The sequence below is a fragment of the Paenibacillus barcinonensis genome (assembly GCF_003217495.1).
GTDB classification, from domain to species: Bacteria; Bacillota; Bacilli; order Paenibacillales; family Paenibacillaceae; genus Paenibacillus; species Paenibacillus barcinonensis.
Map to the genome: position 1 here is coordinate 143,303 of NZ_QJSW01000011.1, position 18,389 is coordinate 161,691.

Annotated in this window: 22 protein-coding genes; 8 read left to right on the forward strand and 14 right to left on the reverse strand. The window is 39.5% G+C overall.

Annotated elements, in window-relative coordinates:
- Positions 1–238 precede the first annotated feature (238 nt).
- Positions 239–823, reverse strand: coding sequence for a hypothetical protein (locus DFQ00_RS17470; protein ID WP_110897767.1), 585 nt, complete (start codon positions 821–823; stop codon positions 239–241).
- A 17-nt stretch (positions 824–840) separates the two neighbouring features.
- Positions 841–1,446 (reverse strand): zinc metalloprotease, encoded by a 606-nt coding sequence (locus DFQ00_RS17475; RefSeq protein WP_110897768.1) that lies wholly within the window; start codon positions 1,444–1,446, stop codon positions 841–843.
- 605 nt (positions 1,447–2,051) lie between these two features.
- Between DFQ00_RS17475 and DFQ00_RS17480 the strand changes: the two genes are divergently transcribed.
- Entirely contained in the window at positions 2,052–2,285 is a 234-nt protein-coding gene (locus DFQ00_RS17480; RefSeq protein WP_425271036.1) for a hypothetical protein, read from the forward strand.
- A 107-nt stretch (positions 2,286–2,392) separates the two neighbouring features.
- Here the strand turns inward: DFQ00_RS17480 and DFQ00_RS17485 are convergent, their stop codons facing one another.
- Positions 2,393–3,280, reverse strand: coding sequence for a LysR family transcriptional regulator (locus DFQ00_RS17485; RefSeq protein ID WP_110897769.1), 888 nt, complete (start codon positions 3,278–3,280; stop codon positions 2,393–2,395).
- 116 nt (positions 3,281–3,396) lie between these two features.
- On the opposite strand from DFQ00_RS17485, the gene DFQ00_RS17490 reads away from it, so the two are divergent.
- Positions 3,397–4,791, forward strand: coding sequence for an MFS transporter (locus DFQ00_RS17490; protein WP_110897770.1), 1,395 nt, complete (start codon positions 3,397–3,399; stop codon positions 4,789–4,791).
- A gap of 275 nt (positions 4,792–5,066) precedes the next feature.
- The gene (locus tag DFQ00_RS30265) at positions 5,067–5,243 is read left to right on the forward strand and encodes a hypothetical protein (RefSeq protein WP_341866273.1); all 177 of its coding nucleotides are present in this window, start codon (positions 5,067–5,069) and stop codon (positions 5,241–5,243) included.
- Positions 5,244–5,383: 140 nt separating this feature from the next.
- Here the strand turns inward: DFQ00_RS30265 and DFQ00_RS17500 are convergent, their stop codons facing one another.
- The 10 genes from DFQ00_RS17500 to DFQ00_RS17545 form a co-directional block, all read right to left on the reverse strand.
- Complete coding sequence (locus DFQ00_RS17500; RefSeq protein WP_110897771.1) at positions 5,384–5,695, reverse strand: hypothetical protein; 312 nt, start codon at positions 5,693–5,695, stop codon at positions 5,384–5,386.
- A gap of 36 nt (positions 5,696–5,731) precedes the next feature.
- Positions 5,732–5,917 carry an aspartyl-phosphate phosphatase Spo0E family protein gene (locus tag DFQ00_RS17505; RefSeq protein WP_110897772.1) on the reverse strand — a complete coding sequence of 62 codons (186 nt, stop codon included), beginning with the start codon at positions 5,915–5,917 and terminating at the stop codon, positions 5,732–5,734.
- 268 nt (positions 5,918–6,185) lie between these two features.
- On the reverse strand, positions 6,186–7,025 hold the full coding sequence (locus DFQ00_RS17510) for a hypothetical protein (RefSeq protein ID WP_110897773.1): 840 nt from the start codon (positions 7,023–7,025) through the stop codon (positions 6,186–6,188).
- Positions 7,009–8,286 (reverse strand): AAA family ATPase, encoded by a 1,278-nt coding sequence (locus DFQ00_RS17515; protein ID WP_167433755.1) that lies wholly within the window; start codon positions 8,284–8,286, stop codon positions 7,009–7,011. The genes DFQ00_RS17510 and DFQ00_RS17515 overlap by 17 nt, the downstream gene beginning before the upstream one ends.
- Before the next feature lie 333 nt (positions 8,287–8,619).
- Positions 8,620–8,931 carry a hypothetical protein gene (locus DFQ00_RS17520; RefSeq protein WP_110897775.1) on the reverse strand — a complete coding sequence of 104 codons (312 nt, stop codon included), beginning with the start codon at positions 8,929–8,931 and terminating at the stop codon, positions 8,620–8,622.
- Between the two features lie 12 nt (positions 8,932–8,943).
- Positions 8,944–9,120 carry a hypothetical protein gene (locus DFQ00_RS29550; protein WP_208643794.1) on the reverse strand — a complete coding sequence of 59 codons (177 nt, stop codon included), beginning with the start codon at positions 9,118–9,120 and terminating at the stop codon, positions 8,944–8,946.
- Positions 9,121–9,203: 83 nt separating this feature from the next.
- Positions 9,204–9,545 carry a hypothetical protein gene (locus DFQ00_RS29555; protein WP_146236186.1) on the reverse strand — a complete coding sequence of 114 codons (342 nt, stop codon included), beginning with the start codon at positions 9,543–9,545 and terminating at the stop codon, positions 9,204–9,206.
- Positions 9,546–9,651: 106 nt separating this feature from the next.
- Positions 9,652–9,879, reverse strand: a complete 228-nt coding sequence (locus DFQ00_RS17535; RefSeq protein ID WP_110897778.1) for a hypothetical protein — start codon at positions 9,877–9,879, stop codon at positions 9,652–9,654.
- Between the two features lie 293 nt (positions 9,880–10,172).
- Positions 10,173–10,478, reverse strand: coding sequence for a WXG100 family type VII secretion target (locus tag DFQ00_RS17540; protein WP_110897779.1), 306 nt, complete (start codon positions 10,476–10,478; stop codon positions 10,173–10,175).
- Between the two features lies 1 nt (position 10,479).
- Positions 10,480–11,715, reverse strand: coding sequence for a lipase family protein (locus DFQ00_RS17545; protein ID WP_167433756.1), 1,236 nt, complete (start codon positions 11,713–11,715; stop codon positions 10,480–10,482).
- Between the two features lie 243 nt (positions 11,716–11,958).
- On the opposite strand from DFQ00_RS17545, the gene DFQ00_RS17550 reads away from it, so the two are divergent.
- Positions 11,959–12,300 carry a hypothetical protein gene (locus DFQ00_RS17550; protein ID WP_146236187.1) on the forward strand — a complete coding sequence of 114 codons (342 nt, stop codon included), beginning with the start codon at positions 11,959–11,961 and terminating at the stop codon, positions 12,298–12,300.
- Between the two features lie 230 nt (positions 12,301–12,530).
- On the opposite strand, the gene DFQ00_RS17555 is transcribed toward DFQ00_RS17550, so the two are convergent.
- The gene (locus DFQ00_RS17555) at positions 12,531–14,270 is read right to left on the reverse strand and encodes a helix-turn-helix domain-containing protein (protein ID WP_110897782.1); all 1,740 of its coding nucleotides are present in this window, start codon (positions 14,268–14,270) and stop codon (positions 12,531–12,533) included.
- Positions 14,271–14,572: 302 nt separating this feature from the next.
- Here DFQ00_RS17555 and DFQ00_RS17560 point away from each other — a divergent pair, with 302 nt between their 5' ends.
- The 4 genes from DFQ00_RS17560 (at position 14,573) to DFQ00_RS17575 (ending at position 17,318) form a co-directional block, all read left to right on the forward strand.
- Positions 14,573–14,701 (forward strand): epipeptide YydF family RiPP, encoded by a 129-nt coding sequence (locus tag DFQ00_RS17560; protein WP_110897783.1) that lies wholly within the window; start codon positions 14,573–14,575, stop codon positions 14,699–14,701.
- A 271-nt stretch (positions 14,702–14,972) separates the two neighbouring features.
- Positions 14,973–15,920, forward strand: a complete 948-nt coding sequence (locus DFQ00_RS17565; protein WP_110897784.1) for a YydG family radical SAM peptide epimerase — start codon at positions 14,973–14,975, stop codon at positions 15,918–15,920.
- Entirely contained in the window at positions 15,917–16,663 is a 747-nt protein-coding gene (locus DFQ00_RS17570; RefSeq protein ID WP_110897785.1) for a hypothetical protein, read from the forward strand. The genes DFQ00_RS17565 and DFQ00_RS17570 overlap by 4 nt, the downstream gene beginning before the upstream one ends.
- A 19-nt stretch (positions 16,664–16,682) precedes the next feature.
- Entirely contained in the window at positions 16,683–17,318 is a 636-nt protein-coding gene (locus DFQ00_RS17575; protein ID WP_110897786.1) for an ATP-binding cassette domain-containing protein, read from the forward strand.
- Positions 17,319–18,389 lie beyond the last annotated feature (1,071 nt).

The window sequence follows — 18,389 nt, forward strand, 5'->3', positions numbered from 1 at the left end:
CAAACTGCCCATCGATGCATTCGACCAATTCGTCACTAACTGGAAATCCAACGGCGGCGACCAGATCACCCAAGAGGTGAATGATTGGTTCAAGTCTGTAAGTGGGAAGTAAGATTTTGTTGTTGTGAAAAAGTAGAGCATAAAACCCGAGCCGAAGCGAGTTACTCACGCTTCGGCTCGGGTTTTTAAGTGTAGATCGGGGTTGCTCCCTTCTGTAATTCAAATAATATCCATTGTGCTACTTAAAATACTTTTCACTAACCTCGTTATATAAGGCAGAATAATGTTCATCTTTTTCAGCAATATCAAGGTCACTAGTGGATTGAATACTCATGTTACTTTGACTTTCCGGGTAAACATATTTACCCTGATGGTTGCCGATGATCTCATATGAACCTGAAGGCTCCTCCGGACTTTGATATAAAAACAGGAGATAGTTTTTTCCAGACGTTAAAGGTTGATACAATTCATTTGGATATTTCACATATGCACCTGCCACATCTCTCCACTTGGCATAATACTCAACTACGTTTAATTCATCCCCCTCCTTTACTTCACCTTTATATACTTTCTTCACTTTTATATTTGAAAATGTCCGTGTATCCAATGGATACTTATCCTTTTGATCTAATTCAACGATTGAATTCGTCTCCTCTTCCCAGTCAGCCTCCACAATGACAGTAGCTAATGATTCGATCTCAGAAAGAGAGTAATTATGATAATCTGCATCTGGACGTAGTTCTTGTGCATTTAGATGCTTATATCCAAAAAAAAGGCTAACCCCCATTACAGCTATAACTCCTGCAATTATCCACTTTTTCATGTCAGCACCTCCAAAATTTAATTTCCATATTTCTCTTTTAAATTGGACTTATCATAGGTCTGTACAACATAGTATCCATTATCCCCTTGTTTCATGATGGCGCTAGAAGTAGTATCTGGATGTTTAAGTCCTAATGAGTGTCCCAATTCATGTAGGAATATTTTTTTCTTTAAATTAGCACTATGAAAGGAATACCCTTTTTTCGTTTTTGAATCCGTGTTGGTATTGAATTCAATAATGGAGTCTTTCCAAGAACCGTTCCAATCGCACGAGTATCCCCATATAACACTATATTTATAATTGCAAGCTTCAGCCCAGCTACCTGTAGCACCAAGATTCTTTCCCATAATATTGATTCTTGCAATGTGTGGTGTTTGATCGAGAAATGAACTTTCATAAGGCTTTTCCAAGCCTACTTTGGAGGATACACCATTCCATCCGGTATACCAGCTTTGAAACGAACTTAAATTGGACGACATACTCGACCCTACTGCTATACCTAAACTGGTTGTACTTGTATCCCATGATCCGCTATAATAATCTGAGCTTGCTGCCTTTACAGATGCTGTAATGAGGAATGCAGCCATTAAACATGTTAACATTACCATCCAACGTTTCTTCAAAATATTCACCTCTCCGTATAAATTTGTTCAGCATTTGATGAAATACAAAACACACTACAGTTTTCTTGTGAAATTAACTACGCTATCCCCCTTGTAAAGAACGAGTCTCCAAAGTTCTATCTTTAAAATAAAATAGAACCTTCGAGCTAGTAGTAAGTCCACCTTCATCCTAATAATTTAACAAGCATATTTATTGTAAAAGAGAGCATGAAAATCTCTCTAATCACAATCTGAATCTGCACTGTCATTTAACGAATACAAGAAATCTCTCGCGATAACTAAATGTTGAAACCTCTAATTATATAAACGTAACATATATGGAAAATGTTTACTTAAATTCGTGTCTATTTTATGTCTAATTTAATTTGAAAATCTTCTTTTTTTTATGAACATTATGTCAAATTCCTTTAGTTTTCGTTTCCCAAATTAAAGAATCTCGATTATGTACTTTAAAACACAGGAACTTCAACAGAATCCGTTATGCCTCACTTCTGTCTTTGTTTCTTTAAGATTAACATATAATTAACGCCCCCTTTCCTTATCACCCCCTCTCAAGCCTTCGCAGAATTCCGTAAACCGGAAACCTGGTACGCAGGAAAGTCGTGATGTCCCAGATCGACATCCGCAAACAAAACGTTTTCACTGGCGCAGCCACACCAACCATGGTATCCAAGGGGAACCTGCTCCGTCGGTCTGAGCTCGAGACCTTCAACAAAATCATCTACGGCAAACTGCCAATCGATGCGTTCGACCAATTCGTTACCAACTGGAAAGCCAACGGCGGCGACCAGATCACGCAAGAGGTGAATGATTGGTTTAAGTCTGTGAGTGCGAAGTAAGAATTTGTTGTTGTGAAAAGTAAAGCATTAAAACCCGAGCCGAAGCGAGTTACTCACGCTTCGGCTCGGGTTTTCAAGTTAAAGATTACACCGGCCCGCCTTTGTTTTTAATGACCTTCACTTGATAAAGAGTTGAAGTATTGTTCCACAACCTCGCGAAATTGCTGGGCAGCGCGCGAAATGTATCGGCCATGTTTCCACCATAAAGCAATTTCCATAACAAGCTCATGACCCTCTACGCGAAGATAATGGATGTGTTCCCGTGGATTCACGGCTGTGCCTGGAATAAATCCGATGCCAATACCTGCTTCCACAAGAGCGTTCACTCTGGCAGGCTCGTTGCCCTCATACACATATTTAGGCGCAAACCCTACCGTTTCACATACAGCATCTACCAAATCACGAGTGTGATAACCCCGCTTTACACCGACAAACTCTTCCTCCTGAATCTCTATCAAACTGACACTACTCCTGCCAGCCAATCGATGTCCCTGCGGAACGGCCACCAAAATAGGTGCAACATGCACGATCTCGTAGTCGATGTCGTCTCGGTGTATGGGTGGAGATGACAAGCAAAAGTCAACCTCTCCCCGGTTCAGAAGCACAGCCGCTTCCTCCGTGGTCAGCATTTGAACATGAAATTGGATGTGGGGATGCTTGCTCCGAAGCTCGCGCAGGATATGGGGCAAGGTACTTGCAGTTGTTACCACCAATTCAAGTACTTCATGTTCTAGATTGAACAAATCTCTTAGCTCTTGCTTCCCTTGTTCCAATTCAAACAATGCCCTCTCCACACGGGGAAGGAATTTACTGCCGAATTCATTTAGCCGAAGTTTTCTCCCTGTCCGATCGAATAAAGGGACACCGACATCTTCCTCCAGCCGCTGAATGGTTTTACTCAGCGAGGATTGCGTGACATGCAGAGTTCGTGCGGCTTCAGTCATATGCTCCAAACGAGCTACCTTGAGAAAATATTGCAGTTGCAGAAGTTCCATTTCACCCTCCATTCATTCCTCTGAATAAATCAGATCATAACATAAAATGCATTGGAGTAAATGAAACATATCAATTATTCTATGATTAAACATAAGAACAAGTGGGGGAACTTAATATGGGTACACGAAACCGATGGCTAATCATTTCTGTAGGGCTGGGGATGCTGCTCAATCCATTGAATTCTTCAATGATTGCTGTAGCGATTCCGAGGTTGCAAAAGGAGTTTCAACTGGATTTTACCGTTATTTCCTGGATCATCTTCGCTTTCTATATTGCGAGCACCATATCCAATCCAGTTGTAGGAAAGGCCAGTGACATATGGGGGAGAAAAAAAGTATTTCTTGCCGGGCTTTTGGTAGCTTTAGCCGCATCATTAGGGGCGCCATTTGCGCCAAACTTTAGCTCGCTTATCTTTTTACGAGTTGTGCAGTCCATTGGAACCAGCATGCTCATTTCAGTCGGTATGGCAATCATTCGCATTCATGTTCATGAGAAGCAAGGCACTGCCGTGTCCATGCTGAACATCTTTCAATCGGGAGCGGCAGCCATTGGCCCTTTTGTTGGAGGCGTTCTGATTTATGTATGGGATTGGTCCGCGATTTTCTTCATCAATATTCCGTTTGTCGTAGCGAGCTTTCTGATGGCTTGGAAGATGATTCCCAGCGAAGAAATGCCAGCATCGGTTATCCGACATATGTCCTTGCGTAAATGGTGGAGTGTGATGGACGGAACCGGAATCATGCTTTTCACTGCGGGACTCGTTCCTTTGTTGATTTCACTATTGTCTATGAAAGCAGCTAGCCATATCTCTCTAACTCACATCATGATCGGGTTAGCGGGTCTCATCGCAATCGGCGCTTTCATCCGTCATGAATTAAAGGTAACCGCACCTTTTATTCCCTTGCGCACATTGGCCAAATATCCCGCAATCACTTGGATCAATATCGAATTTATTGTGGTAAACCTTCTTTTTTACACCCTCTTTTTCGGGATACCATCCTACTTGCAGGTCGTGCGCCATGTTAGCGAGTTCCAAACAGGCATTCTGATGCTGACCTTAGGCTTATGCTCACTTGCTGCATCCCCACTGGCAGGGAGATGGATCGATAAGTCCGGGCCAAGACCAGCGTTACTAATGGCAGCAATTTTAATGGTATCGGGGTCTCTGTGGCTGGCAAATTTGAATGAAGACTCACCTATTGTTAGTGTATGTGTAGCCTTGGCCGCATTCGGGTTTAGCAATGGACTGAACGGGGTTGGAATGCAAGCAGCCTTGTTCAGAAGCTCCCCGAAAGAAATCATCGGCGTAGCCTCAGGCTTGTTCAGCTCCTCCCGAAATTTGGGAGCGATTCTCTCTTCATTACTCATAGGCATCATGATGGGTGGGCAGTTTAGCTACACAGGCTTTCATCTATTGGGGATAGCACTCACCATCATTGCATTACTCTTGCTGTACATGAGTTGGACACGCCGAGATTCAGGGCAATACCCTCAGTCAAGGTATCATTAGATTTGTAATCACGGCCCTATTTCACAAAAACGAGCGAAGTATTCCAAAGCGATCTCCTGTACTACAGCTACCTGCTTAATAATCTGGCGAATTTGACTGCGGGCAGTCCTATGAATACGGCTTTGCCAAAGGGTTCGACTGGGGTGTCGTAGACGGTCAATCAACCGACCAGTAACAAGGACAAGATCAAAGACTTCTCCAACCAATTCCCGTTCCTGACGTCCCAGATCGACATCCGCAAACAAAACTATTTCACCGGCGCAGCCACACCAACCATGGTATCCAAATGGAACCTGCTCCGTCAGTCCGAACTCGAAACCTTCAACAAAATCATCTACGGCAAACTGCCAATTGATGCATTCGATCAATTCGTAGCCAACTGGAAATCCAACGGCGGCGACCAGATCACCCAAGAGGTGAATGATTGGTTCAAGTCTGTGAGTGGGAAGTAAGATTTTGTTTTTGGAAAAGTAAAGCATTAAAACCCGAGCCGAAGCGGTTATTCACGCTTCGGCTCGGGTTTTTTAGTGAAGATCGGGTTGCTCCCCCATGACTTAAGGGTTCGCTTTAGTGGATCAAACACGTCCATCACCTAGCTTTGATCCGATTCATGTCCTTTCTCCACCAACATCGACTGACCTAACAAGGAAGCCGTTAGCTGAATACCATCTCGCAGCGCCTGCATATACAACCGTTCATTCTCTATGCCTTTTCTGACAATGTAACGATTCTCCCATTCGATGTATTCAGGTGTCTGCTGAACATCTTGGCCAGCAAACAAAGCTTCAAATGCTTCGTCGGTTTCCCCACGTATAAGACTCAGCTCAGGATCATGCTCGATCCGGGCTGTCACCTCATCCAACCTTGCCTGAATCGCTCGCTGTATCCACGGTGGAAAATCCATTGCTTCCCCTCCCCTACGCATTATGTACTTCGCTCATTACCGTACAACTCGGCTATGCCTCGCCTTCATGTCACTTACTTGTGCCACCAGTTCATCCACCCTTCGGCTCTGTTCCTGAACCGCAGGATTGTCCCACAACGGAATCGCTTGCTTCAAGGATGCCTCTCCAAGCTGATTAAGCTTGCGCCGTTCCTCTTCCAATAAGTCAAGCAACCGGCTCATACATGCACCTCTCTGATGGGCTTAAGTAAAATTTAGACAAAAGAAAACTATCTAAGATGATTCTATCAGGTAGTGAGGTCATATTAATGCGATTAGTGAATTAATAAAAAAAACCACCCAGAAAGAAGGTGGAGATAGTGATATTCCGAAAATTTGTATAATGGATTAATTCACCAACGGAAAAATCACTGTTCTGCTCAGCAACGCTGAGACAAAACTAGGTTATTTTTTCTCTATCAAGGACTCTACGAAGATAACTCACATCGAATTAAGATACAATTTTCAACCCGTATGTATCCTCATGTTCAGTTAGCTTGGAATACAGTATTGTTTCTTCAAAGTCTGAGCTTCTGTATGCGCATCTTAAGCTTGAGGATATGTTTACATCACTAGCCGATCTACCGTGTTCTCTCATACAATAGATTGAAAATAATTTCAAAAAATCATGACCTTGGGTTATGTCTAATAACTCATTAATCTCCTTCTCTTCACACATAAAATTAATGATGTCTTGTTTTTCTATAGTGTTGTTATCGAAAAAATTCTGATTCATCAGATTCAGAGATGCAAATATTCTTTCAGTAATTAACTCTTTAGTTTCCTTATTAAAGGAATTATTTAGTGATAATCCATCTATTTTTATTCCCCAGCCCTTTGTCTCATTTAATTTCCTTATATAACTTATTCCCTTGAGTTGGCTTAGAATTCTCCCCCTCAATTCCGCTGCTGGAAGATTCTCCTCAAAATATTCAGAATATATGCTATTGAAAACGTCAATTCTTGATATAAACATCATCTCCATACAACAGTGATCATAATAAAAAATTCTCTTATGAACTGACTCGTTTTCATAGTCTTTATCACGTATCCCTATGACTTGAGGAACATTATCAAAATATTGTGTGATAATTTCCCTTATCCCATTCTTCCCAGAAAAAGATTCTAGTATAACAACACTATCATTCGACATGCTTTTCCAGAATTTAATGTCATCAGAACCTTCAACAATCAAATAAGTAATCTCTTTATTTATATCAGCTCCGATCGATAACTTTATCTCTGATACAATATCTTCCTTAGTCAGGTTGGATCTAACCGAGTTGCTCACTATATAACTCCCCCAAGTCTATTTGCTTATCCCAATGGTTATTAATAATTTGTGGCGAATGAGTCGCAACGATTACTTTGAATTTCTTGTAATTTACGGTCTTTAACAAATCATTCATAAAACTTTTTTGCCATGTAATATGAAGTGATATCTCTGGTTCATCTATCAAAAGTAAAACATCATTTGTAGTTTCAAATATCAATTCATAAAATAATACTATTTCTTGTTTCTCTCCAGAAGAAAGCTGGTTTAGTCTAATAGGCTTCTCTTTAAATTCCTTATCTGTAACTATAATTCCAAACTCCCTAGAAATTTTTATTTCTTTGAAAGAGAGCCTGTTATTAACTATATCAGTGAAAATATCTAATTTATTTATAAAATCTTCATAAACTTTATATTTTTTATCAAAATCATCAAAGTATATTTTTAATGCCTTTGCATGTTCATTTTTAAATACTACATTTGCTGAATTTTGCATATCAGAAATGTCATATTTTCTCAATTTTTCGAACTTTTCATTCATCTCCTCCATTTTAATTTTATAATCTTCTTCTGAGATGCCTTTCTCTGTTTTAAATAATCTATATGGATATGATCCATCTAATTTATTTGCAGTTGCAGAATAATTATTTGAAATATCTCTAATTAAATTTTTAAATTTGTTTGGTAGTTCGTCAATCACATTAATACTCTCTATCTCTGTGTTCCCATTTCTTTTTTCCATTATTAATCTTTGTTCTTTAATATAATATATTGGGCCTATACTTTCTTTTATTTGATTTAAAATATTATGTAATTCTTTGGGGAGATTGTGATCAACTTCAATATCAATATTGTCTCTTTCGTAACTAATAACAGCTCGTTTAAACAAAAAGTCTATTGGTTCAATTGTTTCACCCGTTCTCCTATCAATCCAGATATCATCATTAATTTTTCGTATATATGCAGGAATTCTACTTTCTAAACTAAGTTTTGATAGTAAATCTCGTGGAACCTTAACACCATTAATATTCAAGCCTTCTTCTTCTTTTATAATAAAAAATGAATCATTATCATCACTAAACAGAAAATTAATTTTTGTAAAGTCGAGCTTCATGAAAAAAGAAAAATTATTACCTTCGCTAATTGCTTCAAAACACTTGAGAATAGTTGATTTTCCGTAACCATTTGGACCAGTGATTATTGTAACTCCTTCATCCTTCAATGATATATAATAATTGAATCTACCAAATAAACCTTTAATTTCAATTCCTTTTAACACAATATCATCTCCTCCATTTATTAAATCCTTATCTTTTAATATTTCGCTTTCAACAAAAAACTTAATTTAAAATCAAAAAAGACATGTGAATATCAGGACTTCAGACGTCACTTGGATTTTATTTTTGAAAAACAGGACAGATTTCATAAACAACAATCGTAATACTGTTAAATTAACATTTGGTAGTCCTTTATTATACGAATCAGAACTATACACATAATAACCTATCTACAAAAATATGTTAAGTAACTCCCATTATATATCATACTCCTTCTTAATCAAATTGGATTTAATTAAAGCTAACTATATAAAAAAGTCTGGTATTTGCATGTGCTACTTATCAATTTGTTCCGATGAATAATAATAAACAACTGAACCAGTTACAACTTCATCTGGCGATACCTCTTTCCCCAAACATATCCCAACATTCTTTTTACCCGCAATCGAATGATTGATCTGAGAAGAAACAACGTTATACACTCGTTCTTCCCCATCCATTGTTTTAATCAAAATCTGATCACCGATCATCTCTTGAACGGTCGAAGGAAGAAGATCATCCAACTCTTCGTTCGCCCCCATCACGATGGTTCCGTATTCAGATGTATCGAAGACCAACCCTACGCCAAACAGTATCTTTGTTTCCATTCTCTGACCTCCTTATCTCTGATCTATGAATAGCTCACCTTTGACATCTCGTACTCGAACATCGGGGTTATGTAATCTAACGATGGCATCTCTCAATAAAACATAACGTTCAGTAGAATGGAGTTCAGGTGCAAATCTTGCTACTCTAATGCCTGCTTGAGCTTCATCAAGACCATAGTTTCTTTTCACAACCTCGTGCTTCAGGAAAATCTACTTTCGTTATTTACTACGGTCATCGATAAATAAAAAACTACAACTCTTTCATAACTTGATCAAAGCTGTAGCTCTTGGTCCTGATACACTTTCCTCGTTATCATGCCTGTATATTTCAATCTCGTAATTTCAATCAGTTCATTTGGCTGCATCATATTCAGGATATGACTTTCTTTTATTAATATTTTACGATGCCCTCTTCCCAATCCTTTGACTATAATGATATTTCTATCCTTCTTCACATCTACGATTTGTCCAATGGTTACGAATTGCTCTTGGTTCTTGAGATCAAGATAGGTTAGCACCCCAAGTATACTAAATATAATAAAACCAGAAATGGATAATCCAGTTGCCCATGCAGGGGGATGATCCACGAAGTAGTTTTTGACAATTAATTGCACGTTAATGATAAAAATAAATATTATGATGAAGCCAAATGCATTTTCAATTTCCCTTTAGCTCTTTCGTTCATAGTTTCTCCTTCTAAGTCTCTTTCTCCATACCCTTTTAATGTCCCACCACTCTCATTAATGGATCTTTGCGGAGATGAATCACAAAGTCTGGATTTGAAGTATGATATATAACGTTACCAGGGTCTACACAAAAAAACTCTTTATTTGCATCTTGTTCGGATACAGTACGAATTGGCGCAACCTCATCCACAACTTTTTTGTTATCTTCCTCATGATATTGAAGGATAGAAACCAGAACAAATTGGTCAGGGAATAGCTTCATGCCATTTCATGTGCTATACCTCCAGTTATTCGTATTTTTAATACTTTCTATCATTTTAACATATACATCTGAATTCAAATATCGTGCCTGTATAATAACACCCGAATTAGTCTATTATGTCCTTATTAAATATGTAGTATATGCAAAAGAAACCGTACCCTTATGTAGATGGTTGCTTGCACTCCCACCTGTTGCGGAACGGTTTCTTTTTTCTCATGAGAACCTGGCTCTCCAAACAAAACGCCTGCGTAATCTAATACACCATACCATTAAATATCTGCCAGTCTATATCCTCATCTCAGCATACTGTGTTCCCTGTAATCTCTATGATCCTCTCGATCAGCTTCCTCCATCCTGTGGATATAACGTCGCAGCGCCTCTTTATGCGCTTCCAGCTCATCCATTCGGCTGGATGTGCCGTTCAGGAAAGATTGCATTTTGAATCCTAGCGTTGTGGCAGCATTTCCTGCCCAATCTTGCTCCAATCTACTATGTATTGAACGCATCTTCTGCTCCTGCTGCATTAAGCGCTCCTGCAACTGCTCACACTGCTGAACGGCTCTTCTCAGATCGGATAAAGATACCGATATTCTTCCCATGTCACATACCTCCCGTTAAGAACTGGTCTGCTTGAACGAAATCTTCGTGCTTACGTTCAATATACTCTGCAATCTCGCTGATGGATTCCTGATACCAACGGTTAATTCGTTCCAGTGTCGCCGTAGCTTCGTAAGCGATTGCTGTGAAGGAATGGCTTTCACTTGTGGACGTATACGCCTCGAACATCCGGATTGAAGCTTGTGCATCATTGGAGAAGCCGTCCAGACTATGGCGCATTTCTCTGGCTGCCTGCGCCAGTTCCTCCGGTGTTAATCGGATTGTTCCGCCACCTTGACCTGACTTTCCATAGGCGGCAACCGCAATTAAAGGCGCCAACACTCCGCCAAAGAGGTTCGATAAGGCCATCTGTGATTCCTGATACGCATTCCAGCGTGGCGAGATGTCAATTTGTTGCCCCGTGGCACGATCTATAAGTGGCCCAACCAAGTTACCCTGTTGATCAAACTGGTACTGATTCATTGAATGATAGCCTTTACCTTCTTTTTTAGAAAATGAGTCCATCAATCGAATAATATTGCCGACCTGAAACTTGTCCAGATCAATATCGATTGGGAAATTGTATGTAACTAACGGGCCACTGGGGCCCATCGGTTGAATGGGCAGCATAAGCTGGAATTGCAGTCTCCAGTTTTGGTACATCGCATTGGCTGAATCAAAATCCTGGCCTTTGTAGTAGGTGCTGCCAACATGCCTGTCATATTCAAGCAGTCCTCCTGCACCTACAGAATCGTTAGGATGAACGATGTTTATCACTTTTTTATCAAAGTAACCCTCATTCACTTTTGCCAAGCTTGCATCGTCCAGCAGATTGGTTACACTCGGAGCACTGTATGTCATAGCAGGCAAATCCTGTCGCGCTGCCACATATTGTGCTAAACCACCTCCAAGCGAATGTCCTGTAAGAGAAATACTTGCATCAGGATATTTTGCTTTGACTTGTTCATAAAGCACTTCTGCCTCATGGAATTGATTGTTCTGCCAATCGATATCGTCCTTAATGGATTGGATAAAGCTTTTCTTAAAAATGTTATGATGATTCGGGTCAGTTACGGCATCCTCCAGTTCTCTGGTGCGTCCACCTAAAACATCGAACACGTCTGTTTCGTAATCAGCCGCTCTTCCAAGCCAGCTCCCACCTGGCTCTGTTCCACGGTAACCGATGACAATCTGATTCGTCTGATCGTTGTGGAGGACGACGGAATCAAAACCTGACACTTTATTGTGAAGCTTCGCACCTTCAGGTTCAATGACCTTCCATTGTGCATATTCACTCTCCTCTGTAAGCGGTGCTACGGCAGTAACGTTGTCCTGGTAGGCAAGTCAGATATTTCCTAATACACCTCATACACCTCATCGCTAATGTAATCGTTCCGCATAAGTACCTCCTGAATTGAACATTTCAATATGATTATGTAAACTAGTGATAATTCAATCTTTATAGTATATTAATACCAGTCTATGAAAATAGAGGTGTCCCTTTTGAGAAAACCTTTCTTCCTATTTCTAATCTTAATTATCTCATCTCTCTTGCTTGGAGCATGTGCCTCCGAAGAGGAAAAGGCGATTGTATCCTCCGCCGAGAAATTCGCTGCAAATTATATTCTCGAAAAGTACGGTGAAGCCGTTCGTTTTACGGAGTATAGATTCTCTCCTCCCGATCTAAGCAAGTCGCTAGGCATCCACGGCTACATTGAAGGCGATAAGAAAAAGAAGGTATTTATTCTCGTAAATTACGATCCGTTAAGTGTCGAGACACTATCGCTCCCTGAAGGAGTAACCAAGAAATCAGATTCCAAATAGAGAGTTGAAGTTATTTTTAAACCAATCAATGTATATAAACAATTTGAAACTATAGGGAATATATGGATTGTATCTTTCGTCAATTACTTCTGTCAATGTTCCCCGCAACAATAAAATGAAGAAACAAATGCGATCTACATAATAGAGTGATTGTATTCTCAAATTATGATATATCTCTGTTTGAAGAAGTTTCCTACCCAATACATTTTGGATATATGTAAATAGGGGAGTCACAATGAAACTCCCCTTCCCCCCAACAACGCCTTCTCAACCTGATCCACAATCCCATTGATCCCTATCGGTCCATAGCATCCAATCCACGTCGCCGCATCCACTGAATGCACCTGCTGTCCTTCACTCCCAACAAGCATACCTAAAGCACGCTGCTCTGTTGCGGATACCCCATCCTGCATAAATTCATTACTCAGCAAAAAGTAGTGACTCGCCTGCACTGCAGGTAATCTCTCAACCGAAATATGATAGGCCGTATCGGAGGTATCTGCGACAAACAGCGGAACAGGCAGACCTAGATCACGGTACAACACAGCACCTGTCCGATGAGCAGCAGAATGCACACGAACGAGCGAATCCAGCGGACGAATCAGTGCCACACTTTTGCCTGCCAATACCGTAGCTAATTCCTCAGACAGCATAGCCGTTCTGCGAAGATAGTTCGCAATAATCTGCTTGGCTTCTGCTCGCTTGCCTGTTAGTTCACCGAACAGACTCAGGATGGTCTGCCAGTTTTCATTACGCTTAAACATCAGAACTGGGGCGATCCCACTTAATCGTTCAAAATACTGCTCATGCACCTCGGTGCAGATAATCAGATCCGGTGCAAGTCGTTCCACCGCTGGCAGATCAGGATATTCATATGTACCTAGTAATTCCGTATGCTGGAGCCCAGCTCGAAGGGATTGGGGGAAAGATAACACGCTGCTTCCTAGTCCGACACTTCCTACCGGAGTCAGTCCGAGCGCAAGCAAATGATCGGCATATTGCACATCAAGGACAGCGATACGCTGGGGTGCTTCGGTGACGGTGTACTCCCCTTGCATATGACAGATAACCGGGCCTTGGGCTGATTCATAGGATGAAGCTGTGCGATTTTGTAGTAGAGCATTCGCATAGTCTGCATCGGTTCTCGAAGCAGCCGCATGCCGGTAATGCAACGGTGGTACGCCAACATACTTTTTAAACGCCCTGCTGAAATAATACATATCCCGATAACCCAGCTTGTCGGCAATTTCTCCTATGGAAGCATCCGTATGACGCAGCATACGTGAAGCACTTTCCATGCGCAGCTGAATGACGTACTCCATCGGTCCGAGCTGCTTTTCTTGCTTGAATCGACGCTGCAATTGTCTTACGCTACAGCCCGCAAGGGCAGCCAGCTCCTTCAGCTCCAGATTTTGACGATAGTGCGACGCGATATAGGAAGCGACCACATCCACCATATCGGACTCCGCTCCCCCCTGACCCCGTTCATACGCCATGATCAGCTCGTAGATCATTCCCTGAAGCAAGGCGTTCGCATAGAAACGTTCCAATCCTTCGCCGCGGCGCCATTTGGCCACGATTTTTTCCGCATTCTCGATCCATTCCGCGTGGGCTGCCGAGTTCAGCACAAATGCTCTGCGCAGCGGGTGTTTTCGGTACGAAGGCATAACAATAGAGGCTCCCTCCATGGAAGATGCCTTGTACTTGATCACTATATAATGGATGTCCTCTGATCTGGCCGTCAGCGTGTAGGATGATCCCTTCACCGCATGACAGGCAAAAGAAGCCCCAATGTGGCAACCCTCGCCATCCATTGCAAGCTCCCCTTCCCCTCCATATGCCAGCAGCAGCACATTAGAAGTTACATCTGTTTCGTGTAAAACGCTGCCTGTATGCAAAGTACCGCTATATCCGTCCAGCATCTTGATTGCTGTATCACTCCAACCACTTGTCTGTTCTTGCAGCGGCATTTCTCTCATCTCCTGACAATTGCATAGGTATAATCATTGCTGTTGTCATTGTAGTTGAGATTCTTTCTCATTGTCAATTTTCGGACTCGGCATGCCTCTTCGTCATGCAACTCACACAGTGCAATGGTACGGACACTATGAAGGAAAATAGTATTTAGTTGTTAGGTGAAGCTTCAGCAATATTGATCAAAGCCCCTTAAATTCCTGTAATATCCAATCACTTAATAGATTTAACATATTTTTAACTTGTATGTATAACAATTACATGTATAATAGTGGTAATTGAGAGGAGGTGAATACATATGAAAAAATTAGAGATTAAAGAATTGATTCTTAAATCGGAGAAACTGGCTAAAGTTAATGATTTGTGGTACTTTATCCGATCTGGAGAAGGTGCTTGGATTGTAGGTTCAGGAGGCGGAGCCAAGTAAAATGTCTTTATTGAATCTATGAATTCTTGAAATCTAAAACTCAAAATTAGTGGTTGAGTCATCTAAAGCTCCAAGCTTCTTCATCCATTTTGGTACATAACATACGGGAATTACTCAAGTGAGCATCTGGCACAATTGCGCCTGAAGACTGCCAACCACTAATGATGAGGTCTGGCTACTTATTAGGATTTAACATGAATTTCGAGCGAAAGTGTACGAGATAACGCTGTTACATTCCACTTCATTTAATAACGGTAGAAAGGAATTGTTCATGTATAACAATGCGGTAATAAACCTGGGAGCGAAATGTAACGCAGCCTGCGCTCATTGCTGCTTTTCTTGTTCTCCAGCATCGACTCAGTCTATGGATCCAAATTACATAAGACAACTTGCCCATGAATTGGCTGAAAATAAAAAAATAAATTTGATTTCATTTACAGGTGGAGAGATTTTTTTGAACTACCCATTTTTACAAGAATTATTAGAGATAATAAAACCTTATCAGAAGAGAATCACCCTTATCAGTAACGGCTTTTGGGGCATCAGTAGAAAAAAAACAGAACAGTATTTTAACGACATGGAGTATTACAATGTGACCAATCTAACAATAAGTTATGATGAATTTCATGAACCATACGTTAAAGCCGATGCCATTAAAAATATACTGGAATGTAGCAGAGACTTCTCTAATACGAGCGTGGCGCTAAATATGGCTGTAACAAAAAGTAAAATGTCTAATCGTATATTAGAATATATGGGAGAATCTTTGCTTGGGATCAGAGTAACAAAGTTTCCACTCATGCCAGTTGGAGAAGCAAAGCATGAAGACCCGGACAGTTTTCAACATATTTATAAACTCAGTAACGAAAGAAGTTTGCATTGTCCTGGATTTGAAGTGGTGTATCATTTCGACGGTCAAATATATCCTTGTTGCTCGCCAGCGGTATTTGATACCAAATTGCATTTGAGAGAAAGCATGGATCAAACGTTTGACAGAACCATTGAAAAATTAAACTCCAATCTTCTATTTTACATTATGAGAAAGGAAGGGTTTAAATGGTTCATTGATACCGTTCAGAACAACCCTGAATTTAATCACATTGAAATCCCAGAACAATTTTCATCCATATGTAACATCTGCAATATTCTATTTAAAACGGAAGAGAATATTGATTTGTTAACACCATATATGATGAATTATTACGAGAGCATGGTATGAAACAGTGTTTTACGTTTGAAAATGAAGAATATGAAATTTTTGTAGAAAACGAAGTGTTTGTCAAAGATAAGTGCAAAAAAGAATTTTATAAGACAAGCATTATCCATTTGAATGAAACTTTGAAGGAGCAGCTAACCGAATATAAGAGTAAAATTAATTCTGTGAATTTCACCATTTATATCACACTCTTTTTAATACTGCTTGTGTCTAATCTTTATTTTATTCATTTTTTTGGCTATTCATTTCCTAGATTTGAACATAACTTGAAGAACTATTCTATTTTTGTTTCTTACATGATTTTTAATGTCTTTATTCATGAGCTAGGCCATATAAAATCCATGAATTTTTTCGGAAGAAAGCATAACAAAGTAGGATTCAAAATGAACTTTTATGTTTTTCCTTCTTTTTATGTTCAACTAAACGATATTTATATGTTATCCAAAAAAGAAAAGCTCATTGTTCATTCAGCAGGTATTTATATCAATTTATTTCTTATTTTAATGATCCAGATCATCAACACGTTATTCTTGAAAATCGCTATGTTGTCGGTATCCTATATTTTCTTCTTTTTAGCATTAGTATGGAATGTAATCCCGGTGTTGAACTCTGATGGATATAAAATTTTACTTACACTCCTAAATAAAGATGAATTTGAAAACTCCAAGAAGAATCATTTCATTATTAAAATCATTCAGATTATTGGGGTTTTACTCGCCATACGTTCAGTATTATTGTGGTTTTAAGAGAGGAGGAGTTTATGCCATGGTTTTAGATATAAGTGGCTATTCGTTAAAAATCAAAAATAATCTCTTGCTTGATCACGCACATTTACATTTTCAACCAGGGGGGGTCAACCATATTGTAGGGAAGAACGGTGTGGGGAAATCCAGACTGGCGAAAGATTTCATTCTAAATAAGAGTGGTTTTTTCCCGAAACACTTGTCCTCGAATCTAACCGTAATCTCAAGTTATTCTAATATACCTGAAGATATTTCAGCCAAATTGCTTTTCAAGATATTAATTAAAAGATATGATCGGATGATGTTGGATCAGCTTAGTGATTTATTGAATATTGCAAATATACCTTCCAACATTCTCATTAAAAATTTAAGTGATGGACAGAAACAGAAGCTTAAGCTGGTATCATTTCTTTTAGAAAATAAGGAAATGATCATACTCGACGAGATCACTAATTCTCTGGATAAAACAACAGTCAATGAGATTCATCAATTTCTTAACATTTACAGCAGACAGCATCCAAACAAAATCATATTGAACATCACTCATAATTTATCAGATCTCAAAAACATCGAGGGAAGATACTTCCTCTTTCAAGACAAAAAGCTAGTACAATACGAGAACAAAGATCAACTAATAAAAATATATATTGAGGAATAGTGACTATGATTGAATTTGCAAAAAGCCTATTTAATAAAGTATTTATGTTTCTGGCACTTATTTTTGTGTTGTCTTTTTTAATTGGTTGGTTCCTTCCTATTGGTCTTGATAAAGTTACATCCCTAAGTTATCGAGAGTATCTCTTCAGTACCTATACTGTCTTTACTCAATTTGGATTTTTAATGTTCTCGTTCATCATTGCTTTCTTCGTGAATAAGGAATACTCGAACAAAACTATTCTGTTTTATAGGCTGTTATCCTATGATAGTCTTAAATTTTTCTTAAATAAATTTGCCGTGCTTTTTATAGAATCACTTATTTTAATCACCATATTCCTTTCCGTTGTATCTATGGTGTACCAGGATTTCAGTCTGTTTTTGCTTATGATATTTTTGTTAACCTCTGTAGTCACACAATACATCCTTATCATTGGGACGATCAGTTTGCTTTCATCTAATATCTTGATGAGTATTGGTTTAAGTATTTTATACTGGATATTGAGTGTTGTTTTAGTAGCCAGTTCGGATAGATTAACATATGTTGCTGTTTTCGACGCTTCGAATTACCTTTATAGAGACATCAACCAAGTGTTTGCACAAGGAAACAATTTCATTTCTTTAAGCAATGTATTAACGGTTATTGTGTATAATCTTATCTTATTTTTAGTGAGTGTTCTGATCAGTAAACTGATGAACAAACGTTGGTTAAAGCTTGGAATTGACTAAAAAGTTGATGTACACGTTGGAATTTGGGGCAATCTGATAGGAACTTTTTCACACAATTATGTGGATTGTCCCCTCTATGACAGGCAAAAGAAGCCCCAATGTGGCATCCCTCGCCATCCATTGCAAGCTCCCCTTCCCCTCCGTATGCCAGCAGCAGCACATTAGAAGTTACATCTGTTTCGTGTATAAAACGCTGCCTGTCTGCAAAGTACCGCTATATCCGTCCAGCATCTTGATCGCTGTATCACTCCAACCACTTGTCTGTTCTTGCAGCGGCATTTCTCTCATCTCCTGACAATTGCATAGGTATAATCATTGCTGTTGTCATTGTAGTTGAGATTCTTTA